This is a genomic window from Mesorhizobium sp. M7D.F.Ca.US.004.01.2.1 (assembly GCF_003997785.1).
In the GTDB taxonomy this organism is placed as follows: domain Bacteria; phylum Pseudomonadota; class Alphaproteobacteria; order Rhizobiales; family Rhizobiaceae; genus Mesorhizobium; species Mesorhizobium loti.
On record NZ_RZRQ01000022.1, the window covers coordinates 17,036 to 35,403 of the forward strand.

Consider the following 18,368-nt stretch of genomic DNA (forward strand, 5'->3'; position numbering starts at 1 on the left):
GGGACGAAAGCGTTCCCGCTTCTGCCACATTAATTCCAGGAGTCGCAATGAGCGCGAACAACAAGCAGATCGTCGCTGCAGCCTACCAGCGAATTTTCGGTGATTTGGACGTCTCAGCAGTTGACGACTGCCTGAGCAAGGACTTCGTCCAGCACAACCCGACAATTGCTGATGGCCCCGAAGGCGTAAAGCAACTTGCACAAATGCTTGCTTCGCAAGGAGTCCAGAAACAGAAAATCGAGTTCAAGCATGTGGTTGCCGACGGCGACATCGTCATTATTCATTCTCGCTACGAGATGGCGGGAAAGGAATGGAGATTTATCGACATCTATCGCGTCGAGAACGGCAAGCTGGCCGAGCACTGGGATGCGATGATGCCAATGCCCGAGACGCGCGCAAACAACAATCCAATGTTCTAGGGCGGAGAATCACGTGAATACTGGTGAGGCGGCCGCTGCCGCCGCACTTCGTTGCTGCGGCGATATCTGCGGCATGAGGTAGAGTTATTCAGACTGAGGCCAAGAGCCTCATCCAGGCATCGAAGATGCCCCTCGATCGCCTACGCTCGTCGAAGGCGATACGCTCAGCGTCTCAACTGCGGGCGGCTGCTTGCGCCGGGTCCGCGTCGTTGTCTTTCCTTCAAGCTCGTGCGCGGCTGCCGGCATGCGGCAGTCGATCTCGTCGTCCGACAAGTCCTTGAGCAATTTCAAGCTCCTGCCGTGGCGGGCGCCGTCAACGAGGATCGCGCGTTTGCCGCGATGTTCGACGGGCAGGCGTCGGGCGATGATGGCTGCCGCATGATCTCTGGGCTGTGCTTGTCGGTGTCGCAAAACCCGTGCAGCCGGCGTTCGCGGCCACGGATCCCGTTCGCGAAAACACGCTGGTTACGGCCGATCGGGAACACTCGATTGGCCGCTCTCAATCGAGCATTGCAGCGTTCCGCTTTCCGGGAGAAGCGATCGTTTCTTCCTCAAGCAGCGTGCTCAAAGTTTAAAGGTCTGCCAAATTCGCCGTACTAGTTTCGAGGAAAATGTAGCAAAAAGTACGGCAGAAATTTCGCTAAGCTATTGATAATGCATGGTGATCCCGACAGGAATCGAACCTGTGACCTACAGATTAGGAATCTGCCGCTCTATCCTACTGAGCTACGGGACCACGCGGCCCGACACATAGCCGCTTCGGATCGTTTCGCCAAGAGGCTGGCCGAAGGCAATTCGGCCAGCCCTTTGTGCTGATGCTATCAGGCCGCCAGCGCGGTTTCCGCCAGTTTCACCCAGTAGCTCATGCCGTGCGGGATGACCTCGTCGTTGAAGTCGTAGGCGGGATGGTGGAGGCCGGCGGTGTCGCCATTGCCGATGAAGATGAAGGCGCCGGGGCGGGCTTCCAGCATATAGGAAAAATCCTCGCCGCCCATCACCGGCTGGATGCCGCGGTGGACATGGGCGTCGCCGGCGACGCCGGCCGCGACATCGCTGGCGAAAACCGTTTCTTCCGCGTGGTTGAAGGTCACGGGGTAGTTCGCCTGGTAGTCGACCTCGATCTTGGCGCCGAACGCGGTCGCCAGCCCGTCGCAGATGGTGCGGATGCGCTCTTCCGACCTCTTGGCGATTTCCTTGCGCAAGGTGCGCACGGTGCCGGCGATTTCAGCGGTTTCCGGGATGATGTTGTAGGCATCGCCGGCGTGGAACTTGGTCACCGACACCACCACGGCCTCGACCGGATCGGTGCTGCGCGAGGCGATCGTCTGCAAGGCGCCGACCAGCTGGCTGGTGATGACGATCGGGTCGATCGTGCCGTGCGGCATCGCCGCATGGCCGCCCTTGCCGCGCACGGTGATGGTGAACTCGGCCGTCGCCGCCATGATCGGGCCCGGGCGGATGGCGAACTGCCCGACAGGCAGGCCCGGCATGTTGTGCATGCCGAACACTTTGGAAATGTCGAAACGCTCCATCATGCCGTCCTTGACCATCTCGTTGCCGCCGCCGCCGCCTTCCTCCGCCGGCTGGAAGATCACCGCCACCGAGCCGGTGAAGTTGCGTGTCTCGGCGAGATATTTCGCGGCACCAAGCAGCATCGCCGTGTGGCCGTCATGGCCGCAGGCATGCATCTTGCCGGGGATGGTCGAGGCGTAGGACTTGCCTGATATCTCGTTGAGCGGCAGCGCGTCCATGTCGGCGCGCAGGCCGATGGTCGGGCCTTCGCCCTGGCGGCCGCGGATGATGCCAACCACTCCGGTCTTGCCGAGGCCGGTGACCACGTCGTCGCAGCCGAAGGCTTTCAGCTTCTCGGTAACGAAGGCAGCGGTCTTGAAGACATCGAAGTTCAGTTCTGGCGTCTGGTGCAGATGCTGGCGCCAGCCGGCAACTTCGTCCTGCATTTCGGCGGCACGGTTCAGGATTGGCATGATGGTTCCATCTCGCTGTTGGGACAGGCGGGTGTTGTCCGCTGCCTTGCAATTGTGATCGCCGGGCACTTTGCCATGTTGGCGTCACATAGAGTAAATAGCACCGCAACAATACGGTCCGGTTTTTGAGGGTCGGACCTATCATGCTGGCGATCGCGTAACGAAATCTTACGGAGCCAGGGGCGACTACGGCAAGAGGCGATTTCGGATTTGATCATGCGGCACAGGCATTTCCTCAAACTATTCTCGGCTGGCACAATCGCGCTGTCGGTCGTGGCCGGGCCGGCGCTGGCGAATCCGGTGGTTGTGTTCGACCTCAGCAGCGGCAAGATCCTGCAGCATCAGGATGCGTTCAAGCGCTGGTATCCGGCGTCGCTGAGCAAGCTGATGACCGCTTATGTGACCTTTCGGGCGCTTGCGGCCGGCGAGGTGCAGCTTGATTCGCCGATCAAGGTGACCAAACACTCCGCCGCCGAGCCGCCAAGCAAGATGGGTTTCAAGCCGGGTTCGGTGATGCGGCTCGACAATGCGCTGAAGATGATGCTGGTCAAATCAGCCAACGACATCGCCATGGCCGTCGGCGAAAATGTCGGCGGTTCGCAGGCAGCCTTTGCCGAGCGGATGAATGCCGAGGCGACCCGGCTCGGCATGAATGGCACGCATTTCGTCAATCCGAACGGGCTCTATTCGCCGGACCAGTACACGACGGCGCGCGACCTCGCCGTGCTGGTGATGGCGATCCGCCGCGAATTTCCGCAATATGTGCCGTGGTTCTCGATTGAAGGCCTTGCCGTCGGCAAGAAGGCGATTCCCAACTACAATCTCTTGATCGGTCGTTATCCCGGCGCCGATGGCATGAAGACTGGCTTTGTCTGCCCCTCCGGCTTCAACATGATCGGCTCGGCGACCCGCAACGGGCGCACGCTGGTCGCGGTCGTGCTTGGCGAGAAATCGGCGGTCACCCGCGCTGAGACTGCCGCAAAACTGCTCGACCAGGGTTTTGACACGCCTGCCGCCGGCTCGGCCACCGTCACCACGCTGGCGCCCTACGGCGATCTGGTCTCGCCAAACGACATGCATGACGAGGTCTGCAAGAAGAAGACGCCGCAGGAGCAGTCCGAGGCACCACCGGTCGTTGCCAAGGACGTGCCGAAATCGCCCTATCAGGAAAAGCTCGACCATGTGCCGACGCTGGTTGCCGTCGGCCTCGGCGGCGCCACAGGTCCGGCGCCGAAGGCCATGCTCGACCAGGGTGCGCAGGAATATACCGACGTGCCGATCCCGAGCTGGCGGCCCGACAGACCGGCGCCGGCAGGCACCGGCCCGAAGATTGCCGGCTCCGCCGCGCAAGGCGACCAGCCGGCCAAGGTTGCGAATTAGAGCATGATCCCGAACCGAAGGTCCGCGTCAGCGAAACTTGGATACCGGTTTTCGCTGGAGATCGTGCTCAAACAGACAGATAGAGTTCGATGAACGGCTTCCCGATCCCCGTCTCGGTGCTGACCGGTTTCCTCGGCGCTGGCAAGACGACGCTGCTCAACCGGCTGCTCAAGGATCCGGTGCTGGCCGACACGGCGGTCATCATCAACGAGTTCGGCGAGGTGGCGATCGACCATCTGCTGGTCGAGCAGTCTTCCGACGGCATCATCCAGCTTTCCGACGGCTGCCTGTGCTGCACGGTGCGCGGCGAGCTGGTCGATACGCTGGCCGATCTGGTCGACCGGCTGCAGACCGGCCGCATCGCCCGTCTTGCCCGCGTCATCGTCGAGACCACGGGGCTGGCCGACCCGGCGCCGGTGCTGCAGTCGATCATGGCGCATCCCGCACTTGTCCAGGCCTTCCGGCTCGACGGTGTCATCACGCTGGTCGATGCGGTCAATGGCAACGCCACGCTCGACGCCCATGTCGAGGCGGTCAAACAGGTCGCCGTCGCCGACCGCATCGTGCTCAGCAAAGCCGATCTGGTCACCGACCCCGGCGATCTGGAAACGCTGCGGGCACGCCTGCGGCAGATCAATCCGGGCGCCGAACTGCTCGATGTCGCCGACACGGGGACAGGCGTGGCGGCGCTGTTTGATTGCGGCCTCTACAACCCGGCGACGAAATCCGCCGATGTGCGGCGCTGGCTTGGCGAGGAAGCGGCGCATGATCACGACCACCATCATCATGACCATGATCACGAACATGGCCATGACCATGGTCATCGCCACGATCAGCGTGTGCGCTCCTATTCGCTGGTGCATGACGGCCCGGTGCCATTTTCGACCATCGAGATGTTCCTCGACTTGCTGCGTTCGACACATGGCGAGCATCTGCTGCGGATGAAGGGCGTCATCGAACTCAGGGAAGACCCGTCGCGGCCGCTGGTGATCCATGGCGTGCAGAAAATCCTGCATCCGCCGGTGCAATTGTCGTCCTGGCCCGACGGCCAGCGCGGCACGCGGCTGGTGCTGATCACGCTCGACATGCCGGAAGATTATATCCGCCGGCTGTTTGCCGCCTTCACCAACCGGCCGTCGATCGACACGCCCGATCGCGAGGCGCTGGAAAACAATCCGCTGGCCATCGCCGGACGTTGAACTCTACGATTACGACACGCCGCGCTCGACCAGAAAGCGGTGGCCGCCCGAGACCGCCGCCGTTTCAATCAACTGGTGGCCGCTGTCGAAGCAGAAGGCCGGAATATCGATGACGGCGAGCGGGTCGGTGGTCTCTAACCACAGCCGGTTGCCTGGCTGCATCCCGGCCAGGCGCTTCTTAGCCTTGAGCACGGGCAAGGGACAGTTCAGTCCCTTGAGGTCATAGACAGCGGCGCGGTCAGCCACGAGTGAAAATCAACCGCCGAACATGCCGAGCAGCTTGTTCTTCAGCTTCGTCACCCTGCTCTCGTCGGCACTTGCTGCTTGCGTTTCGGCCACTGGCGCGGCTTCGGAAGGGGCCGCGATGGTCGCGGTGGCGACAGGGGCTTCCTTGGCGGCCTTCGCGGCCTCCTTTTCAGCCAGAGCCTGAGCCTTGGCGGCTTCCTTGGCTTGCTTGGCCGCCTCTATGGCAGCCAGCCTCTGCTCCTCGGCCTTCTGCTTGGCGGCCTTTTCGGCGTCGAGGGCGGCCATCTTGCGGCCGGCAGGCGAATCGATGCGGCCCATGCGCGCCGTCTCGGTCACCGAGCCATCGTTGTTGAGCGACGGCGGATCGATCGGCACGCGCTCGCCGCGCGCCCGGCGCTTGGACCAGTCGGAGACGATGCTGGCTTCCTTGATGCCGGCGATGGTCGGCTTGGGTGGGGGCACGCTGGCCTTGACCGCGCCGTTGAACGCCGCGTCATAGGTGCTGATGTAGGAATTGTAGGCACTTTTCAGCGAATCAGGCTGCGTCGACGCCGGGCAGGCGCCGGTCGGGTTGAATGTCTCACCGTCGGCGGCGACCTGGTTGAAGACATAGCGCTTTTCGCAGACATCGACTTTCGGCGGCACCTTGGTGATCTCGAAATTGTCGTAGCCGACCTTCAGCATCTTCCAGAACTCGTAATTCGGGTCATTGCGATAGCGCGCCATGTTGGCGGCGGTCATGCGGAATGGAAAGGCTTCGACCTGGAACTCGGTCTGCCCGCCCTGAAAGGCGTCGCGGCCAAAGGCATAGATCTGCTCGATCTGCGCATCGGTCATCGAATAGCAGCCCGACGACGAGCAAGCGCCGTGCACCATCAGGTTCTGACCGGTGCGGCCATTGGCGCGGTCATAGGCATTGGGAAAGCCGATGTTGAAGGACAGATGGTAGTTCGAGCGCGGATTCATCTGCGACGGCCGCACCGTGTAGAAGCCTTCCGGCGCCTGGCGGTCGCCCTCGGTGTATTTCGGCCCGAGCTTGCCCGACCATTTGCAGATGTCGTAGCTCGCCACCATGTCGTAGCGGCCGTTGGTCTTGGCCTTCCAGATCTCGAGCTTGCCCTCTTCCTTGAAGATGCGGGCCATCACCGACGAGGTGCGGACCATGCCCTTGGCTCTCATGTCGGCGAGGATCTTGTCGGGCAGCGGCTTGTTGGCCTCCGGGGCAAAATCCTTCATCGACGAATTGTTACACCCGGCAACGCCGAGGGCAGCGATCAGGATTCCGGTGCGGGCAAGCTTGACAAACATGGCTGCGGATATCGTCTTTTCTCTGGCGCCGGACGTTTCTTTGCCCCGGCTACTGCACTGCGCATCGACGGACCCTAAGCCCGTTAACCTTGAAAATTCCTTACCGCAAGTGTCGACGCGTCCCCTGACGGCAATCCCATTGAGCCGAATGCAGCGGCATTTTTGTGGCAAAAATGCTCCGCGCCGCCACATTGTGGCGGGCAAGGTTGCCTGCGGTCAGAGGCTGCGGCCCATAGCCAGGTATTTCTCACGGCGCTGCTCGCGGAAATCGGTGTTGGCGCCGGCGAACTCCTTCATCGTCCTGGCGATGAGGTCGCCGGTCGCGGCAATCACGGTTTCGGCGCCACGATGCGCGCCGCCGAGCGGCTCGGGAATAATGGCGTCGATGATCTTCAGCTCCAGAAGATCCTGCGCGGTGATCTTCATGTTGGTCGCCGCGTCCTTCGATCGCGTCGTGTCGCGCCACAGGATCGAGGCGGCACCCTCCGGCGAAATCACCGAATAGATGGCGTGTTCAAGCATGTAGACGCGGTTGGCGGTGGCGATGGCGATGGCGCCGCCCGAGCCGCCTTCACCGATGACCACCGAGATCGACGGCACTTTCAGGCCAAGGCAGGCCGAAGTCGAGCGCGCAATGGCTTCCGCCTGGCCTCGCTCCTCGGCGCCGACGCCAGGATAGGCGCCGGCGGTGTCGACCAGCGTCAGCAGCGGGATCTTGAAACGGTCGGCGAGTTCCATCAGCCGCACCGCCTTGCGGTAGCCTTCCGGCCGCACCGAGCCGAAATTGTGCTTCAGGCGGCTGGTCGTGTCGGAACCCTTTTCCTGACCGATGATGGCAACAGGCTCGCCGCGGAAACGGGCGAAGCCGCCGACGATCGCCTGGTCCTCGCCGTAATTGCGGTCGCCGGCCAGTGGCGTGAAATCGTTGAACAGGCCCTTGATGTAGTCGACGCAATGCGGTCTGTCGGGATGGCGCGCCACCTGCACCTTCTGCCACGGCGTCAGCGCCTTGTAGGCGTCGCGCAGCGCGTCGCGGGAGCGCTTCTCGAGACGGCTGATCTCGTCGCCGACATCGACCGCCTCGCCGTTCTCGGCAAGCTTCTTCAGCTCGAGGATCTTGCCCTCGAGGTCCTGCACCGGCTTTTCGAAATCGAGGTAATTGTACATGCGTGAGCGGACCGATACGTCGGAAGGCAATGGCTGACGGAACCCTTGAATACAAGGCTCCGGGCGGTGGAATGTCGTCCTCACATAGCGATATGAGGCCTAGTCGGCAAGCGGATGATGATCGTTGACCAACCGCACCAGTCGCTCTTCCAGCACATGGGTGTAAATCTGTGTCGTCGATATGTCGGCATGACCGAGCAACTGCTGCACCGCCCTGAGATCGGCGCCGTTCTGCAGGAGATGGCTGGCGAAAGCGTGGCGCAGCACATGCGGCGAGATCTTCGCCGAGGCGATGCCCGCCCTTGCCGCCAGCCCTTTCAGGTCACGGGCAAAGACCTGGCGCGAGAGATAGCCGCTGTCGGAGGCGGCCGGAAACAGGAATGGACTGTCGGCGAAGGCAGGCACCTTGGCGCGGGCGGCAAGCCAGGTCTTCATCGCCGTGCGCGCCTTGGCCGAGAGCGGCACCATGCGCTCCTTGTCGCCCTTGCCGCGCACCATGAAGAAACGGTCGTCGCGCTGCGCCACCGTCACCGGCAGGCCGACCAGCTCGGAAACGCGCAGGCCGGTGGCGTAAAGCACCTCGACCAGCGCATGCAGGCGCAGTGCCGCCAGCCACTCACTGTTGCCAAGCGCGGCATCTTTGCCGAGCCTGGGATCGTCGGCCTCAAGCGCTGCGCGGTCGATCAGCCGGCCAGTATCGACCTCGCTCATCGTCTTGGGCAGCGGGCGGCCCTTTTTCGGGCTGTCCAGCGTGCCGGTCGGGTCATCGCTGCGCAGGCCCTCGGCGTAGAGGAATTTGAAGAACTGGCGGATCGCCGACAGTTTGCGCGCCTGCGATGTGGCGGCAAAGCCGCGAGCGGCGATGTCGTCGAGATAGGCGCGGATATCGGCGGCGGCCGCGCCGGCGAGCCCGCCATCGATCTCGCTTGAGGCGTCTTCGAGGTCGCGGCGGTAGGAGGAAAGCGTGTTTTCGGCCGCACCCCGCTCGGCGCTCATCATTTCCAGGAAGGCTTCGATGCGGGCGGCGCTGTTCATTCAGCTTGCCTTGTCATTCAACTTTTCTTGGGATTGAGCTTTTCCGGAGGGATGCGCACGGTCATTTCCCCCTTCTTGGGCTCGACGAACATCACCAGTGCGAACATCGTGCCATAGGCAATGCCAGCCAGAATCGCGAGCGTAACGACAAAGCGAAACAGTGTCGGCATCAATTTTCGCCCGTCTTCTTGTTCTGCGTTTCCAAACCCTGTCCCCTTATGGGACGCCAATCCGGCCAATTCAAGGAAGAAGCTGAGGCTTGTTAGCAACTTCTGATGCAGAGGTCAGCCAGCCCATATCGGGCTTGAAGTGCTCGCTACGCTTGACGCAAACGGGCTTTTCATGTCGATACGCCGGCAAAGAGGGTCCTAGAAACATCCGATGAACGCGCTGCCAGCAAATCCTCCAGACGAGACCCACGCCGCGCTGCTTGGCCGGCTGGGCAGCCGTTCCGTCGTCTTTGTCGGGCTGATGGGCGCCGGCAAGACGGCGATCGGTCGCAAGGTGGCAACGATGCTGGCGCTGCCCTTCATCGACAGCGACCAGGAGATCGAAAGCGTCTCGCGCATGACCGTTCCGGAGTTGTTCGAGCGCTACGGCGAGACGGAGTTCAGGGCGCTGGAGCAGCGCGTCATCCTGCGCGTGCTGGAAAACGGCCCACAAGTGCTGTCGACGGGCGGCGGCGCCTTCATGAACGCGCAGACCCGCGAGGCGATCGCAGCGCACGGCGTGTCGGTGTGGCTGAAGGCCGAGCTCGGCCTGTTGATGGAGCGCGTCTCCAAGAAACAGAACCGGCCGCTCCTGAAAAGCGCTGACCCGCGCGCCGTGCTGGAGCGGCTGATGGGGGAGCGCTATCCAGTCTACGCGACATCCGATGTCACCGTGCCGACCCGCGACGACCGTAAGGAGGTCATCGCCGCCGAGGTGGTCGACGCGCTGTGCCGGCATTTCGGCATCGATGAGACTGCCGCGACAGGCGAGGTGGAATCGTGAGCGTCGATGCACCCGTTGTTGTCGAAGTTGGCCTTGGCGATCGGACCTACGACATTCTGATCGGCTCCGGCCTGCTGTCGCGGGCCGGTGCGGAGATTTCGCGCCGCCTGCCGGGCACACGCGCCGCTGTCGTCACCGACGCCAACGTCGCGGCAGTGCATCTCGATGCGCTGAAAGTCGGCCTCGAAACGGTCGGCATTCAACCCGCCGTCATCACGCTGCCGCCCGGCGAGAAGACCAAGAGCTTTGCCCATCTCGAAGAGGTGGTCGACGGTGTGCTGGCCGCCAGGCTGGAGCGCGGCGACATCGTCATCGCTTTCGGCGGCGGCGTCATCGGCGACCTCGCCGGCTTTGCCGCCGGCATCGTGCGCCGCGGTATGAATTTCGTGCAGATCCCGACCTCGCTGCTGGCGCAGGTCGATTCCTCGGTTGGCGGCAAGACCGGCATCAACAGTGCACGCGGCAAGAACCTTGTCGGCGTCTTCCATCAGCCGAAACTGGTGTTGGCCGACACCGGAGTGCTCGACACGCTGCCGATCCGCGAATTCCGCGCCGGTTACGCTGAGCTTGCCAAATACGGGTTGATCGACCGGCCGGAGTTTTTCGTCTGGCTGGAAGAGAACTGGGCAAAGGTTTTTGCCGGCGGGCCGGAGAGAGCGCAGGCGATTGCCGAAGCCTGCCGCGCCAAGGCCGACGTCGTTGCGCGCGACGAGTTCGAGACTGGCGACCGCGCATTGCTCAATCTCGGCCACACGTTCGGCCACGCGCTGGAAGCCGCCACCCAGTATGACGGAACCCGCCTCGTCCATGGCGAGGGGGTCGCTATCGGCATGGCGCTGGCGTACCGGTTCTCGTCGCGGCTCAACCTGGCCAGCCCCGACGATGCCGCGCGCGTCGAGGCGCATCTGCGCGCCGTCGGCCTGCCTTGGCGGATAGTCGACATTCCGGGTGATTTGCCCGACGCCGAGGCGCTGCTGGCCTTCATCACCCAGGACAAGAAGGTCTCGCGCGGCGCGCTGACCTTCATCCTGACGCGCGGCATCGGCCAGGCCTTCATCGCCAAGGATGTGCCGGCTTCGGAAGTGCTGTCGTTCCTCAGGGAGAACCACCCAGGCCCGAAGGAAAGCGATCGGAGATGAACGAGACCGGCTGGATCGTCGTCGCTGTCCTCGCCGCCCTCGTCCTGCTGGCCGTTGCCTTGCGCACGCGCCTGCTTGCCGCTTTCGGCTACGAGCTGTCTCGCATCGAGCCGCAGCGTTCGACCCAGGACGAGTTGCGCGGCGCGGTCGACGATTTCCGCCGCGACGGCCAGGTGGTGCGCGAGGACCGCGACCGTGTCGGCGGCCTGTTCGATCTCGCTGAGCTCGAAGTCTCCGATATCATGGTCCACCGCACCAACATGCGCTCGGTCAATGCCGACAATGCACCTGAAGCGGTTGTGCGCGAGATCCTGCAGAGCCCGCACACCCGCATGCCGCTGTGGAAGGGCTCACTCGACAACATCGTCGGTGTGCTGCACGCCAAAGACCTACTGCGCGCGCTCAACGAAGTCGGCAACGATTTCTCCAGGATCGACGTGATGAAGATCGCGTCGAAACCCTGGTTCGTGCCCGACACGACGACTTTGCAGGAACAGCTCAACGCCTTCCTGCGCCGCAAGGCGCATTTCGCTATCGTCGTCGACGAATATGGCGAGGTCGAAGGGCTGGTGACGCTAGAGGACATTATCGAGGAGATCGTCGGCGAGATCGCTGACGAGCACGATGTCGACATCCAGGGCGTCAAGCAGGAGGCCGACGGCTCCGTCGTCGTCGACGGCACGGTGCCGATCCGCGACCTCAACCGGGCGCTCGACTGGAACCTGCCGGACGAGGAAGCAACCACCATTGCCGGCCTCGTCATCCACGAGACGCAGTCGATCCCCGAGGAGAAACAGGCCTTCACCTTCCACGGCAAGCGCTTCATCGTCATGAAACGCGACAAGAACCGGATCGCCAGGCTGAGGATCAGGCCAGCCGGCGACGCCTGAAGCGCGTTGAGGAGCTGCGAGGACCAGCGCAGCTACGGAGCCTCATTCCGCGATCTGGCTCGTCGAGCGTTCGTGGATCGCCACACCCGTCTCAGCGTCGACAGCCGCCAAGCTGACCTCATAACCCCAAAGCCTGCGGATGTGACGAAGCGTAGCGTCGCGGCTGGCATCATCGAGAAGGATGCCGTTGTTGACCTTGTGCTGCAGTCGCAAATGTCGGTCGCCGAGCAGATCGACATCCACCACCTGAATGTCCGGTTGGTTCGCGCCGACCTCGTAGCTGTGAGCGAGCGCGGCGCGTATCTCGTCATAGCCGCGTTCGTTGTGGATCGAAGCGACTTGGCAGTGCGGTTGGTCGGCAGCGTCGCCGACCACAAAGAACCGCCATTTCCGGATCAAGGCAGGACTGAGATACTGGCGGATAAAGGACTCGTCGCGGTGATCCGCCCAGGCGCCAAGTAGGACCTCGCGCCAGTTGCCGTGGCCGGCGATGTCGGGAAACCAGTCCCGATCCTCGGCCGTCGGCTTGGTCGAGATGCGCTGAATGTCCTGCATCATATCGAGGCCGAGAGCGTAGGGGTTGATGCCGGAAAAGCGCGGATCGTCGAACGCCGGCTGGAAGACCACGTTGGAATGATTGCGCAGGATTTCGAGCATGGCGCCTTCGCTAATCTGGCCGCGATCGAACAGCATGTTCATCAGCGTATAGTGGACGAAAGTTGCGCAGCCCTCGTTCATCACCTGTGTCTGCCGTTGCGGATAAAAATATTGTGCTATGACGCGAACGATCCTGATGATCTCACGCTGCCAAGGCTCCAGGACCAAGCTGTTCTTTTCCAGGAAATAAAGCAGGTTTTCTTCGGGCAGGTTGAGCGATTTCTTCCGCTCCGGGTCTTGTCCCTTGTCGTTGGCCTTTCGCTGCGACGGCGGCAGCGTGCGCCATAAATCATTGTAGGACTGCTCTTCGTATTCGAGGCGCTCGCGAAGCCCTTCGCGCTGCCGCTCCGACGACAGCTTCGGCGGCCGGTGATAACGGAACACGCCCTGCGCCATCAGCGCGTGGGCGGAATCGAGAACAGCCTCGACGGCGGCGAGGCCGTGCCGCTCCTCGCAACGGACAATGTAGCCCTTGGCGAAATCGAGGTAGCTAAGGATCGCCCCAGCGTCCGTCCACTGCTTGAACAACTGATTGTTCTTGAAGAAATGGTTGTGCCCGAGCGCAGCATGGGCCGTCACCAAGGCCTGCAAGGCCATGGTGTTTTCCTCCATCAGATAGACGATGCAAGGATTGGAATTGATGACCAGTTCATAGGCAAGCCCTCGCCCACCTTTGCGATAGAGCAGGTCCTGGTAGAGGAAATGTTTGCCGAAAGACCAGTGACGGTACATCAGCGGCATGCCGACCGACGAATAGGCGTCGAGCATCTGCTGGGAGGAGATGATCTCCATCTGCACGGGATAGGTATCGAGATGAAGCTCTTCGACGGCGATTGCCTCGATCGCATCATAGGCCCGCGACAATGTCTTGAAATCCCAGTCGGACCCCGAAAAAAGCAGGCTGGATTTACTGGCTTGTCGGGCCATCGGACACCTTCACGCTCTCTTAAGGGGAGCCGGCTGTCTGCCGAAGAGCTGGCGGAAGACCGGATAGATATCGGCGGGCGTGGCGATGCGGCTCATCTGGAAGTTCGGCCATCTCTGGTCGACTTCGCTATAGGCACGCCACAGCGATGTCCCGTTTTCAGTCGCGCCGAAGATATGGGCTTCACGCTCGTCGATGATCTCGACATAGGCAAAATACTGGCACAACCGCATGAGCTTGCCGTTGAGCAATGCTATGCATCGCTCGGAATCGCCGGCGAAATTGTCGCCGTCCGAGGCCTGGGCGGCGTAGATGTTCCATTCGTGGACGGGGTAACGTTCGTCAATAATGCGGTGCATTTCCTCCAGCGCGGTGGAAACGACAGTGCCGCCGCTTTGCGTGTTGTAGAAGAATGTTTCCTCGTCGACCTCCTGGGCCAGATGCGTGTGGCGGATGAAGACGATTTCGATGCGGTCGTACCGCCGTTTCAAGAACAGGTGCAGCAGTACGAAGAAGCGCTTGGCCAAGTCCTTTTCGCGCTCGCCCATCGAGCCAGACACATCCATCAGACAGAACATGACGGCATTGGCGTTCGGCACGGGTCGGGGATCGAAGCGGTTGAACCGGATGTCGACCGGATCGACATAGGCAATTCGCCTGCGCCGCCGCTCCAGCCGGTCAAGCTCTTCGCGCAACGCCGCAACGCGCTGATGCGCCGCCGCACTGGATGGCACCTCCTCAAACGTGGCGATTTCCCGGAGGATCGCGTCCAACTCCTCCTGCTTAGGACGCCTCAACGCAATGCGGCGGCCATGGCTGTTACGCATCGTGCGCCCAACATTGATGTTGGTCGGTGAACCGGTGGCGGCGAAGCCAGCCCGGCGCGGCTTGTAGGCAAGGATCTCCTTGAGGTTGAGCTTGACCATATCTGGGAGTTCGAGATCCTCGAAAAAAAGATCGAGCACCTCCTCGCGTGACAGCACGAAACGAAAGTCGTCTTCAGACGCCGTGTTCCCCGGGGACGACGCTCCCGCGCCTCCGCCGGGCTTGGGGATCAGGTCTCCAGGGGAGAAATGCCTGTTGCCCGGCAGGATGTGCTGGCGCCTGCCGCTGTTCCAGGCGTTGTTGAAGCTCGGCTCGGCCGTGCCTGTTTCAGGCATGGGTACGGCGTGCTCGGCATCCACGTCGGCGATCCTGCCGGTGCGGATCTGATCGCGTATGCTCCGCTTCAGTTCCTCGCGCACACGCTTGAGAAAGCGCTGGCGATTGCCGAGGCTCTTGTCCTTTGGATTCAGGCGACGGTCGATGAAGATCGGCATGGACCCATCCGGGCTCTCTCAACCCGCCTTGTTCACTCGCATATACCAATCCACAAGGCGACGCACCTGCCGCTGGGTGTAGCCGCGCTCAACCATCCGCTGCACGAATTCATTGTGGCGTTTTTCCGTGACGCTGTCCTGCTTGGAACCGAAGCTGATCACGGGCAAGAGATCTTCGACCTGTCCGAACATCCGCTTCTCGATCACTTCGCGCAGCTTTTCATAACTCGTCCATGACGGGTTGCGGCCGTCGTTCCTTGCGCGAGCGCGCAGCGTGAACTTCACAACCTCATTGCGGAAGTCCTTGGGATTGGCGATGCCGGCCGGCTTTTCAACCTGGGACAATTCCTTTTCCAATACCTCGCGATTGAGCACCTGGCCGGTATCTGGATCCTTGTAGTCCTGATCCTCGATCCAGGCATCGGCATAGGCAATGTAACGGTCAAAGAGGTTCTGGCCATACTCGCTGTACGATTCCAGATAGGCCTTCTGGATTTCGTGGCCGATGAACTCGGCATAGCGCGTTGCCAATTCCGACTTGATGAACTCGAGATAGGCAGCTTCCATCTCCTTTGGAAACTGCTCGCGCTTGATCGCCTCTTCCAGGATGTACATCAGATGCACGGGATCGGCAGCCACCTCCTTCGTGTCGTAGTTGAATGTCTGCGACAGGATCTTGAAGGCGAAGCGTGTGCTGACGCCGGTCATGCCTTCGGCGACGCCGGCGGCGTCGCGATATTCCTGGACCGACTTCGCCTTGGGGTCGACGTCCTTCTGGTTCTCGCCGTCATAGGCGCGCATCTTGGTGTAGAGCGGCGAATTGTCATGCTCGGCAAGGCGGGTCGAGACGGTGAACCGGCTGAGAAGGTCCAGCACCTCGGGGGCGCAGGGGCTGGCGGCCAATTCGCTCTCCCGCAGCAGCTTTTCGTAAATCTGCCTTTCTTCGGTGGTCCGCAGGCAATACGGCACCTTGACCACGAGGATGCGGTCGAGAAAGGCCTCGTTGTTCTTGTTGTTCTTGAACTGTTGCCATTCCGATTCGTTGGAATGGGCCACGATGATCCCCTGATAGGGAAAGGCGCCGAAATTCTCGGTACCGTTGTAGCTGCCTTCCTGGGTCGCCGTCAGCAACGGATGCAGAACCTTGATAGGCGCCTTGAACATCTCGACGAATTCGAGCAGGCCCTGTGTGGTCCGGTTCAGTCCGCCGCTGTAGGAATAAGCATCTGGATCGGACTGGCTGAAATTTTCCAATTGCCGGATGTCGACTTTGCCAACCAGGGCCGAGACATCCTGATTGTTCTCATCGCCAGGCTCTGTCTTGGCAATGCCGATCTGGCGTAGTCGCGAAGGCATCAACTTGACCACGCTGAATTTGGAAATGTCGCCGGCCAGTTCGTCGAGGCGCTTGGCCGCCCATGGCGAGATGAGCCCGTTCAGTCGGCGTCGGGCTATGCCGTATTTGTCCTCCAGCAAGTCGCCCATGCGATCGGGATGGAAAAGGCCAAGTGGCGATTCGAAAACCGGGCTGATCTGGTTACCGACCTTCAGCGTGTAGATTGGGCGCTGCTCCATCAATTTCTTCAGCCGTTCGGCAAGCGAGGATTTGCCGCCACCGACCGGGCCGAGGAGATAGAGGATCTGCTTGCGCTCCTCGAGCCCTTGGGAGGCATAGCGAAAATAGCCGGCGATGCGCTCGATCGTGTCCTCCATGCCATAGAAATCTGCAAAGGAGGGGTACACCTTCACGGTCCGGTTGGAGAAAATGCGGCCGAGCCGCTCATCCTTGCTGGTGTCGACCAGGTTCGGCTCGCCGATCGCCTCGACCATCCGTTCAGGCGCCGAGGCATACATCGATTTGTCTTCCCGGCAGGCAAGGAGATATTGCTGGAGGCTGATCTCCTCCTGCGCCACGCTCGTATAAATTTCCGAAAACAGATCGAAGACGTCAGACTGGTTCTCTCGCATGATTCTGGTCCTCGGAGCCGTTCTGGGTGCCAGACGGCTCATCACAGATTCAACTGCTGGAAAGCATTGTGGTTCCCTTCACATGAAGGAGAGCGCGTGCATCTGGCATTGAAACCCGGGACACTACCCATGTGGCTGGAATGCTTGCCCAAATACTTAGGTGGTGATGGCCAGATGAGACCGTCAAGGGGTAGATATTGATTTCGTGAACTGAACTGCAAGGACAGTGCATTTGATGCAGCCTGATGCTCCGAGAGTTGCGACCCGATGCGAGTTCGACGAAGCCCGGTTTGAACCGGCCTCCTCTGCCGCGGATGAGTCCCCAAAAGCTCGAGTGTCATTCGCGGGTCGGATCGATGATCGATCGCCGAACCAGACCTTAACGGGACGCTCGTGGCGCCTGCGGGCACTGTCGGCACCCACACGGTCGGGAGAACCATGATGATCGATCGACGAAGCCTCATTCTGGCCTCCATGGCGGCGATGCTGCCATTGGGAGCATCGGCGGCGCGGCGCCCGCGCCAATCCGCGCCAAAAACCTTCGACTACGGGCCGGCCAAGCTCGACATCTACGCGCCCGATGGTGCAAGCGGCCTGCCGGTCGTCTTTTTCGTCCATGGCGGCACCTGGCAGTTCGGCAAACGCAGCCAGGTTGATGCCAAGCCGGCCTTCCTGCTGGCCAACGGCTTCTGCTTCGTCTCCATCGATTACCGCATGTTGCCTAAGGCCGATGTCGCCACCCAGGCGCACGACGTCGAAAAAGCCTATGCCTATATCAGGGCCAACATTGCCCAGCATGGCGGCGACCCCAACCGCATCGTCGGCATGGGCCATTCGGCCGGCAGCCATCTGATTGCACTGACCGGCACGCGCGGTGGGCTGCCCGGCGTCGCGGCGTTCATTCTCGACGATACAAGGGCCTACGATCTTGCCGCGCTTGCCAAAAATGGCGGCATGGTTCGGGCCTATGCACGGGTCTTCTCCGATCCCTCGCAATGGGCAGCACTTTCGCCGGCCAGCTATGTCGGCGGCCACAAGCATCCGCCGACCTTGATTGCCTATTCGCGGGCGTCTGGCCGTGGCGAGGCCTCGAAGGCCTTTGCCGAGCGTCTGCGGGCCACCGGCACCATGGTTACGCTGTTCGACGGCAGCGCCTATACGCACATGTCGATCAATCGTGATTTCGGTGAGGACGGCGACGCGCTGACCGTCGCCGCGCTGGCATTTCTCAAATCGACGGTCGGCTGATCCCGAGCCTCCCGAGGCAGCGGCGCGGCGCGACTGGATCAGATCAAAAGCACCGGCAGGATATTGCCGCGCGGGCGCCCACAGGTGCAAGTGCTCTCTTCGATCGGGAGAGAACTGCATGAACGGCGCCGATGTCCTGTGTGACGTGCTTCTGGCCAATGATGTGACGGTCTGCTTCGCCAACCCCGGCACGTCCGAAATGCATTTCGTTGCCGCACTTGACCGCAAACCGCAGATGCGTTGCGTGCTTGGCCTGTTCGAGGGCGTGGTGACGGGTGCCGCCGATGGCTATGCGCGGATGACCGATCGGCCGGCCGCGACGCTGCTGCACACCGGTCCCGGCCTGGCCAATGGTCTCGCCAACATGCACAATGCGCGGCGCGCCTTCAGCCCGATGATCAACATTGTCGGCGATCATGCTTCTTATCATCTGCCGCTCGATGCTCCACTCACCAGCGATATCGAAGGCCTTGCGAGACCGATGTCGAAC

17 protein-coding genes and 1 tRNA gene are annotated in these 18,368 nt (G+C 61.7%); 8 read left to right on the top strand and 10 right to left on the bottom strand.

All coding sequences use genetic code 11. The annotated features are described in order from the left end of the window. Positions 1–47 precede the first annotated feature (47 nt). A complete protein-coding gene (locus EN993_RS06310; protein ID WP_127262692.1) occupies positions 48–419 on the top strand; it encodes a nuclear transport factor 2 family protein in 372 nt (123 codons plus the stop codon). A gap of 659 nt (positions 420–1,078) precedes the next feature. Here the strand turns inward: EN993_RS06310 and EN993_RS06315 are convergent. After that, a tRNA-Arg gene (locus EN993_RS06315) sits at positions 1,079–1,155 on the bottom strand. An 85-nt stretch (positions 1,156–1,240) separates the two neighbouring features. Beyond that, a complete protein-coding gene (locus EN993_RS06320; RefSeq protein WP_109671591.1) occupies positions 1,241–2,404 on the bottom strand; it encodes a M20 aminoacylase family protein in 1,164 nt (387 codons plus the stop codon). A 216-nt stretch (positions 2,405–2,620) separates the two neighbouring features. On the opposite strand from EN993_RS06320, the gene EN993_RS06325 reads away from it, so the two are divergent. Further along, on the top strand, positions 2,621–3,784 hold the full coding sequence (locus tag EN993_RS06325) for a D-alanyl-D-alanine carboxypeptidase family protein (RefSeq protein WP_109671660.1): 1,164 nt from the start codon (positions 2,621–2,623) through the stop codon (positions 3,782–3,784). A gap of 89 nt (positions 3,785–3,873) precedes the next feature. Beyond that, positions 3,874–4,983: a GTP-binding protein gene (locus EN993_RS06330; protein WP_109671592.1), complete on the top strand. Its 1,110-nt coding sequence runs from the start codon at positions 3,874–3,876 to the stop codon at positions 4,981–4,983. Between the two features lie 9 nt (positions 4,984–4,992). Here the strand turns inward: EN993_RS06330 and EN993_RS06335 are convergent, their stop codons facing one another. From EN993_RS06335 to EN993_RS06355, 5 genes are all read right to left on the bottom strand, one after another. Beyond that, a complete protein-coding gene (locus EN993_RS06335; RefSeq protein WP_109671593.1) occupies positions 4,993–5,229 on the bottom strand; it encodes a sulfurtransferase TusA family protein in 237 nt (78 codons plus the stop codon). Positions 5,230–5,238: 9 nt separating this feature from the next. Then, on the bottom strand, positions 5,239–6,537 hold the full coding sequence (locus EN993_RS06340; RefSeq protein WP_127262693.1) for a murein L,D-transpeptidase family protein: 1,299 nt from the start codon (positions 6,535–6,537) through the stop codon (positions 5,239–5,241). A gap of 216 nt (positions 6,538–6,753) precedes the next feature. Next, positions 6,754–7,704 carry an acetyl-CoA carboxylase carboxyltransferase subunit alpha gene (locus EN993_RS06345; protein ID WP_109671595.1) on the bottom strand — a complete coding sequence of 317 codons (951 nt, stop codon included), beginning with the start codon at positions 7,702–7,704 and terminating at the stop codon, positions 6,754–6,756. Positions 7,705–7,803: 99 nt separating this feature from the next. Further along, the gene (locus tag EN993_RS06350) at positions 7,804–8,739 is read right to left on the bottom strand and encodes a site-specific tyrosine recombinase XerD (protein WP_127262694.1); all 936 of its coding nucleotides are present in this window, start codon (positions 8,737–8,739) and stop codon (positions 7,804–7,806) included. A gap of 17 nt (positions 8,740–8,756) precedes the next feature. Beyond that, a complete protein-coding gene (locus EN993_RS06355; RefSeq protein WP_109671597.1) occupies positions 8,757–8,909 on the bottom strand; it encodes a histidine kinase in 153 nt (50 codons plus the stop codon). Positions 8,910–9,120: 211 nt separating this feature from the next. On the opposite strand from EN993_RS06355, the gene EN993_RS06360 reads away from it, so the two are divergent. From EN993_RS06360 to EN993_RS06370, 3 genes are read left to right on the top strand one after another with little or no spacing between them, the layout of a single operon-like run. Continuing rightward, a complete protein-coding gene (locus EN993_RS06360; protein ID WP_127262695.1) occupies positions 9,121–9,732 on the top strand; it encodes a shikimate kinase in 612 nt (203 codons plus the stop codon). Next, the gene (gene aroB, locus EN993_RS06365; RefSeq protein WP_127262696.1) at positions 9,729–10,871 is read left to right on the top strand and encodes a 3-dehydroquinate synthase; all 1,143 of its coding nucleotides are present in this window, start codon (positions 9,729–9,731) and stop codon (positions 10,869–10,871) included. Before EN993_RS06360 ends, aroB begins: the two co-directional genes overlap by 4 nt. Then, positions 10,868–11,761: an HlyC/CorC family transporter gene (locus EN993_RS06370; protein ID WP_126070708.1), complete on the top strand. Its 894-nt coding sequence runs from the start codon at positions 10,868–10,870 to the stop codon at positions 11,759–11,761. The genes aroB and EN993_RS06370 overlap by 4 nt, the downstream gene beginning before the upstream one ends. A 42-nt stretch (positions 11,762–11,803) precedes the next feature. Here the strand turns inward: EN993_RS06370 and EN993_RS06375 are convergent, their stop codons facing one another. Genes EN993_RS06375 through EN993_RS06385 form a run of 3 tightly spaced genes read right to left on the bottom strand, consistent with a single transcriptional unit; the run spans position 11,804 to position 16,630 of the window. After that, positions 11,804–13,345: a SpoVR family protein gene (locus tag EN993_RS06375; protein WP_109671601.1), complete on the bottom strand. Its 1,542-nt coding sequence runs from the start codon at positions 13,343–13,345 to the stop codon at positions 11,804–11,806. A gap of 9 nt (positions 13,346–13,354) precedes the next feature. Further along, positions 13,355–14,662 carry a YeaH/YhbH family protein gene (locus EN993_RS06380; RefSeq protein WP_127262697.1) on the bottom strand — a complete coding sequence of 436 codons (1,308 nt, stop codon included), beginning with the start codon at positions 14,660–14,662 and terminating at the stop codon, positions 13,355–13,357. A gap of 18 nt (positions 14,663–14,680) precedes the next feature. After that, entirely contained in the window at positions 14,681–16,630 is a 1,950-nt protein-coding gene (locus EN993_RS06385) for a PrkA family serine protein kinase (RefSeq protein ID WP_109671603.1), read from the bottom strand. Positions 16,631–17,071: 441 nt separating this feature from the next. Here EN993_RS06385 and EN993_RS06390 point away from each other — a divergent pair, with 441 nt between their 5' ends. Further along, positions 17,072–17,878 carry an alpha/beta hydrolase gene (locus EN993_RS06390; protein WP_127262698.1) on the top strand — a complete coding sequence of 269 codons (807 nt, stop codon included), beginning with the start codon at positions 17,072–17,074 and terminating at the stop codon, positions 17,876–17,878. 118 nt (positions 17,879–17,996) lie between these two features. Beyond that, positions 17,997–18,368: thiamine pyrophosphate-binding protein (locus EN993_RS06395; protein WP_245468662.1), on the top strand; the 372-nt coding region annotated here is incomplete at its 3' end.

Coding starts and splice junctions, on each gene's coding strand:
- EN993_RS06310 (WP_127262692.1), top strand. CDS start 48: ATGAGCGCGAACAACAAGCAGATCGTCGCTGCAGCCTACCAGCGAATT.
- EN993_RS06320 (WP_109671591.1), bottom strand. CDS start 2,404: ATGCCAATCCTGAACCGTGCCGCCGAAATGCAGGACGAAGTTGCCGGC.
- EN993_RS06325 (WP_109671660.1), top strand. CDS start 2,621: ATGCGGCACAGGCATTTCCTCAAACTATTCTCGGCTGGCACAATCGCG.
- EN993_RS06330 (WP_109671592.1), top strand. CDS start 3,874: ATGAACGGCTTCCCGATCCCCGTCTCGGTGCTGACCGGTTTCCTCGGC.
- EN993_RS06340 (WP_127262693.1), bottom strand. CDS start 6,537: ATGTTTGTCAAGCTTGCCCGCACCGGAATCCTGATCGCTGCCCTCGGC.
- EN993_RS06345 (WP_109671595.1), bottom strand. CDS start 7,704: ATGTACAATTACCTCGATTTCGAAAAGCCGGTGCAGGACCTCGAGGGC.
- EN993_RS06350 (WP_127262694.1), bottom strand. CDS start 8,739: ATGAACAGCGCCGCCCGCATCGAAGCCTTCCTGGAAATGATGAGCGCC.
- EN993_RS06355 (WP_109671597.1), bottom strand. CDS start 8,909: ATGCCGACACTGTTTCGCTTTGTCGTTACGCTCGCGATTCTGGCTGGC.
- EN993_RS06360 (WP_127262695.1), top strand. CDS start 9,121: ATGAACGCGCTGCCAGCAAATCCTCCAGACGAGACCCACGCCGCGCTG.
- EN993_RS06370 (WP_126070708.1), top strand. CDS start 10,868: ATGAACGAGACCGGCTGGATCGTCGTCGCTGTCCTCGCCGCCCTCGTC.
- EN993_RS06375 (WP_109671601.1), bottom strand. CDS start 13,345: ATGGCCCGACAAGCCAGTAAATCCAGCCTGCTTTTTTCGGGGTCCGAC.
- EN993_RS06380 (WP_127262697.1), bottom strand. CDS start 14,662: ATGCCGATCTTCATCGACCGTCGCCTGAATCCAAAGGACAAGAGCCTC.
- EN993_RS06385 (WP_109671603.1), bottom strand. CDS start 16,630: ATGCGAGAGAACCAGTCTGACGTCTTCGATCTGTTTTCGGAAATTTAT.
- EN993_RS06390 (WP_127262698.1), top strand. CDS start 17,072: ATGATCGATCGACGAAGCCTCATTCTGGCCTCCATGGCGGCGATGCTG.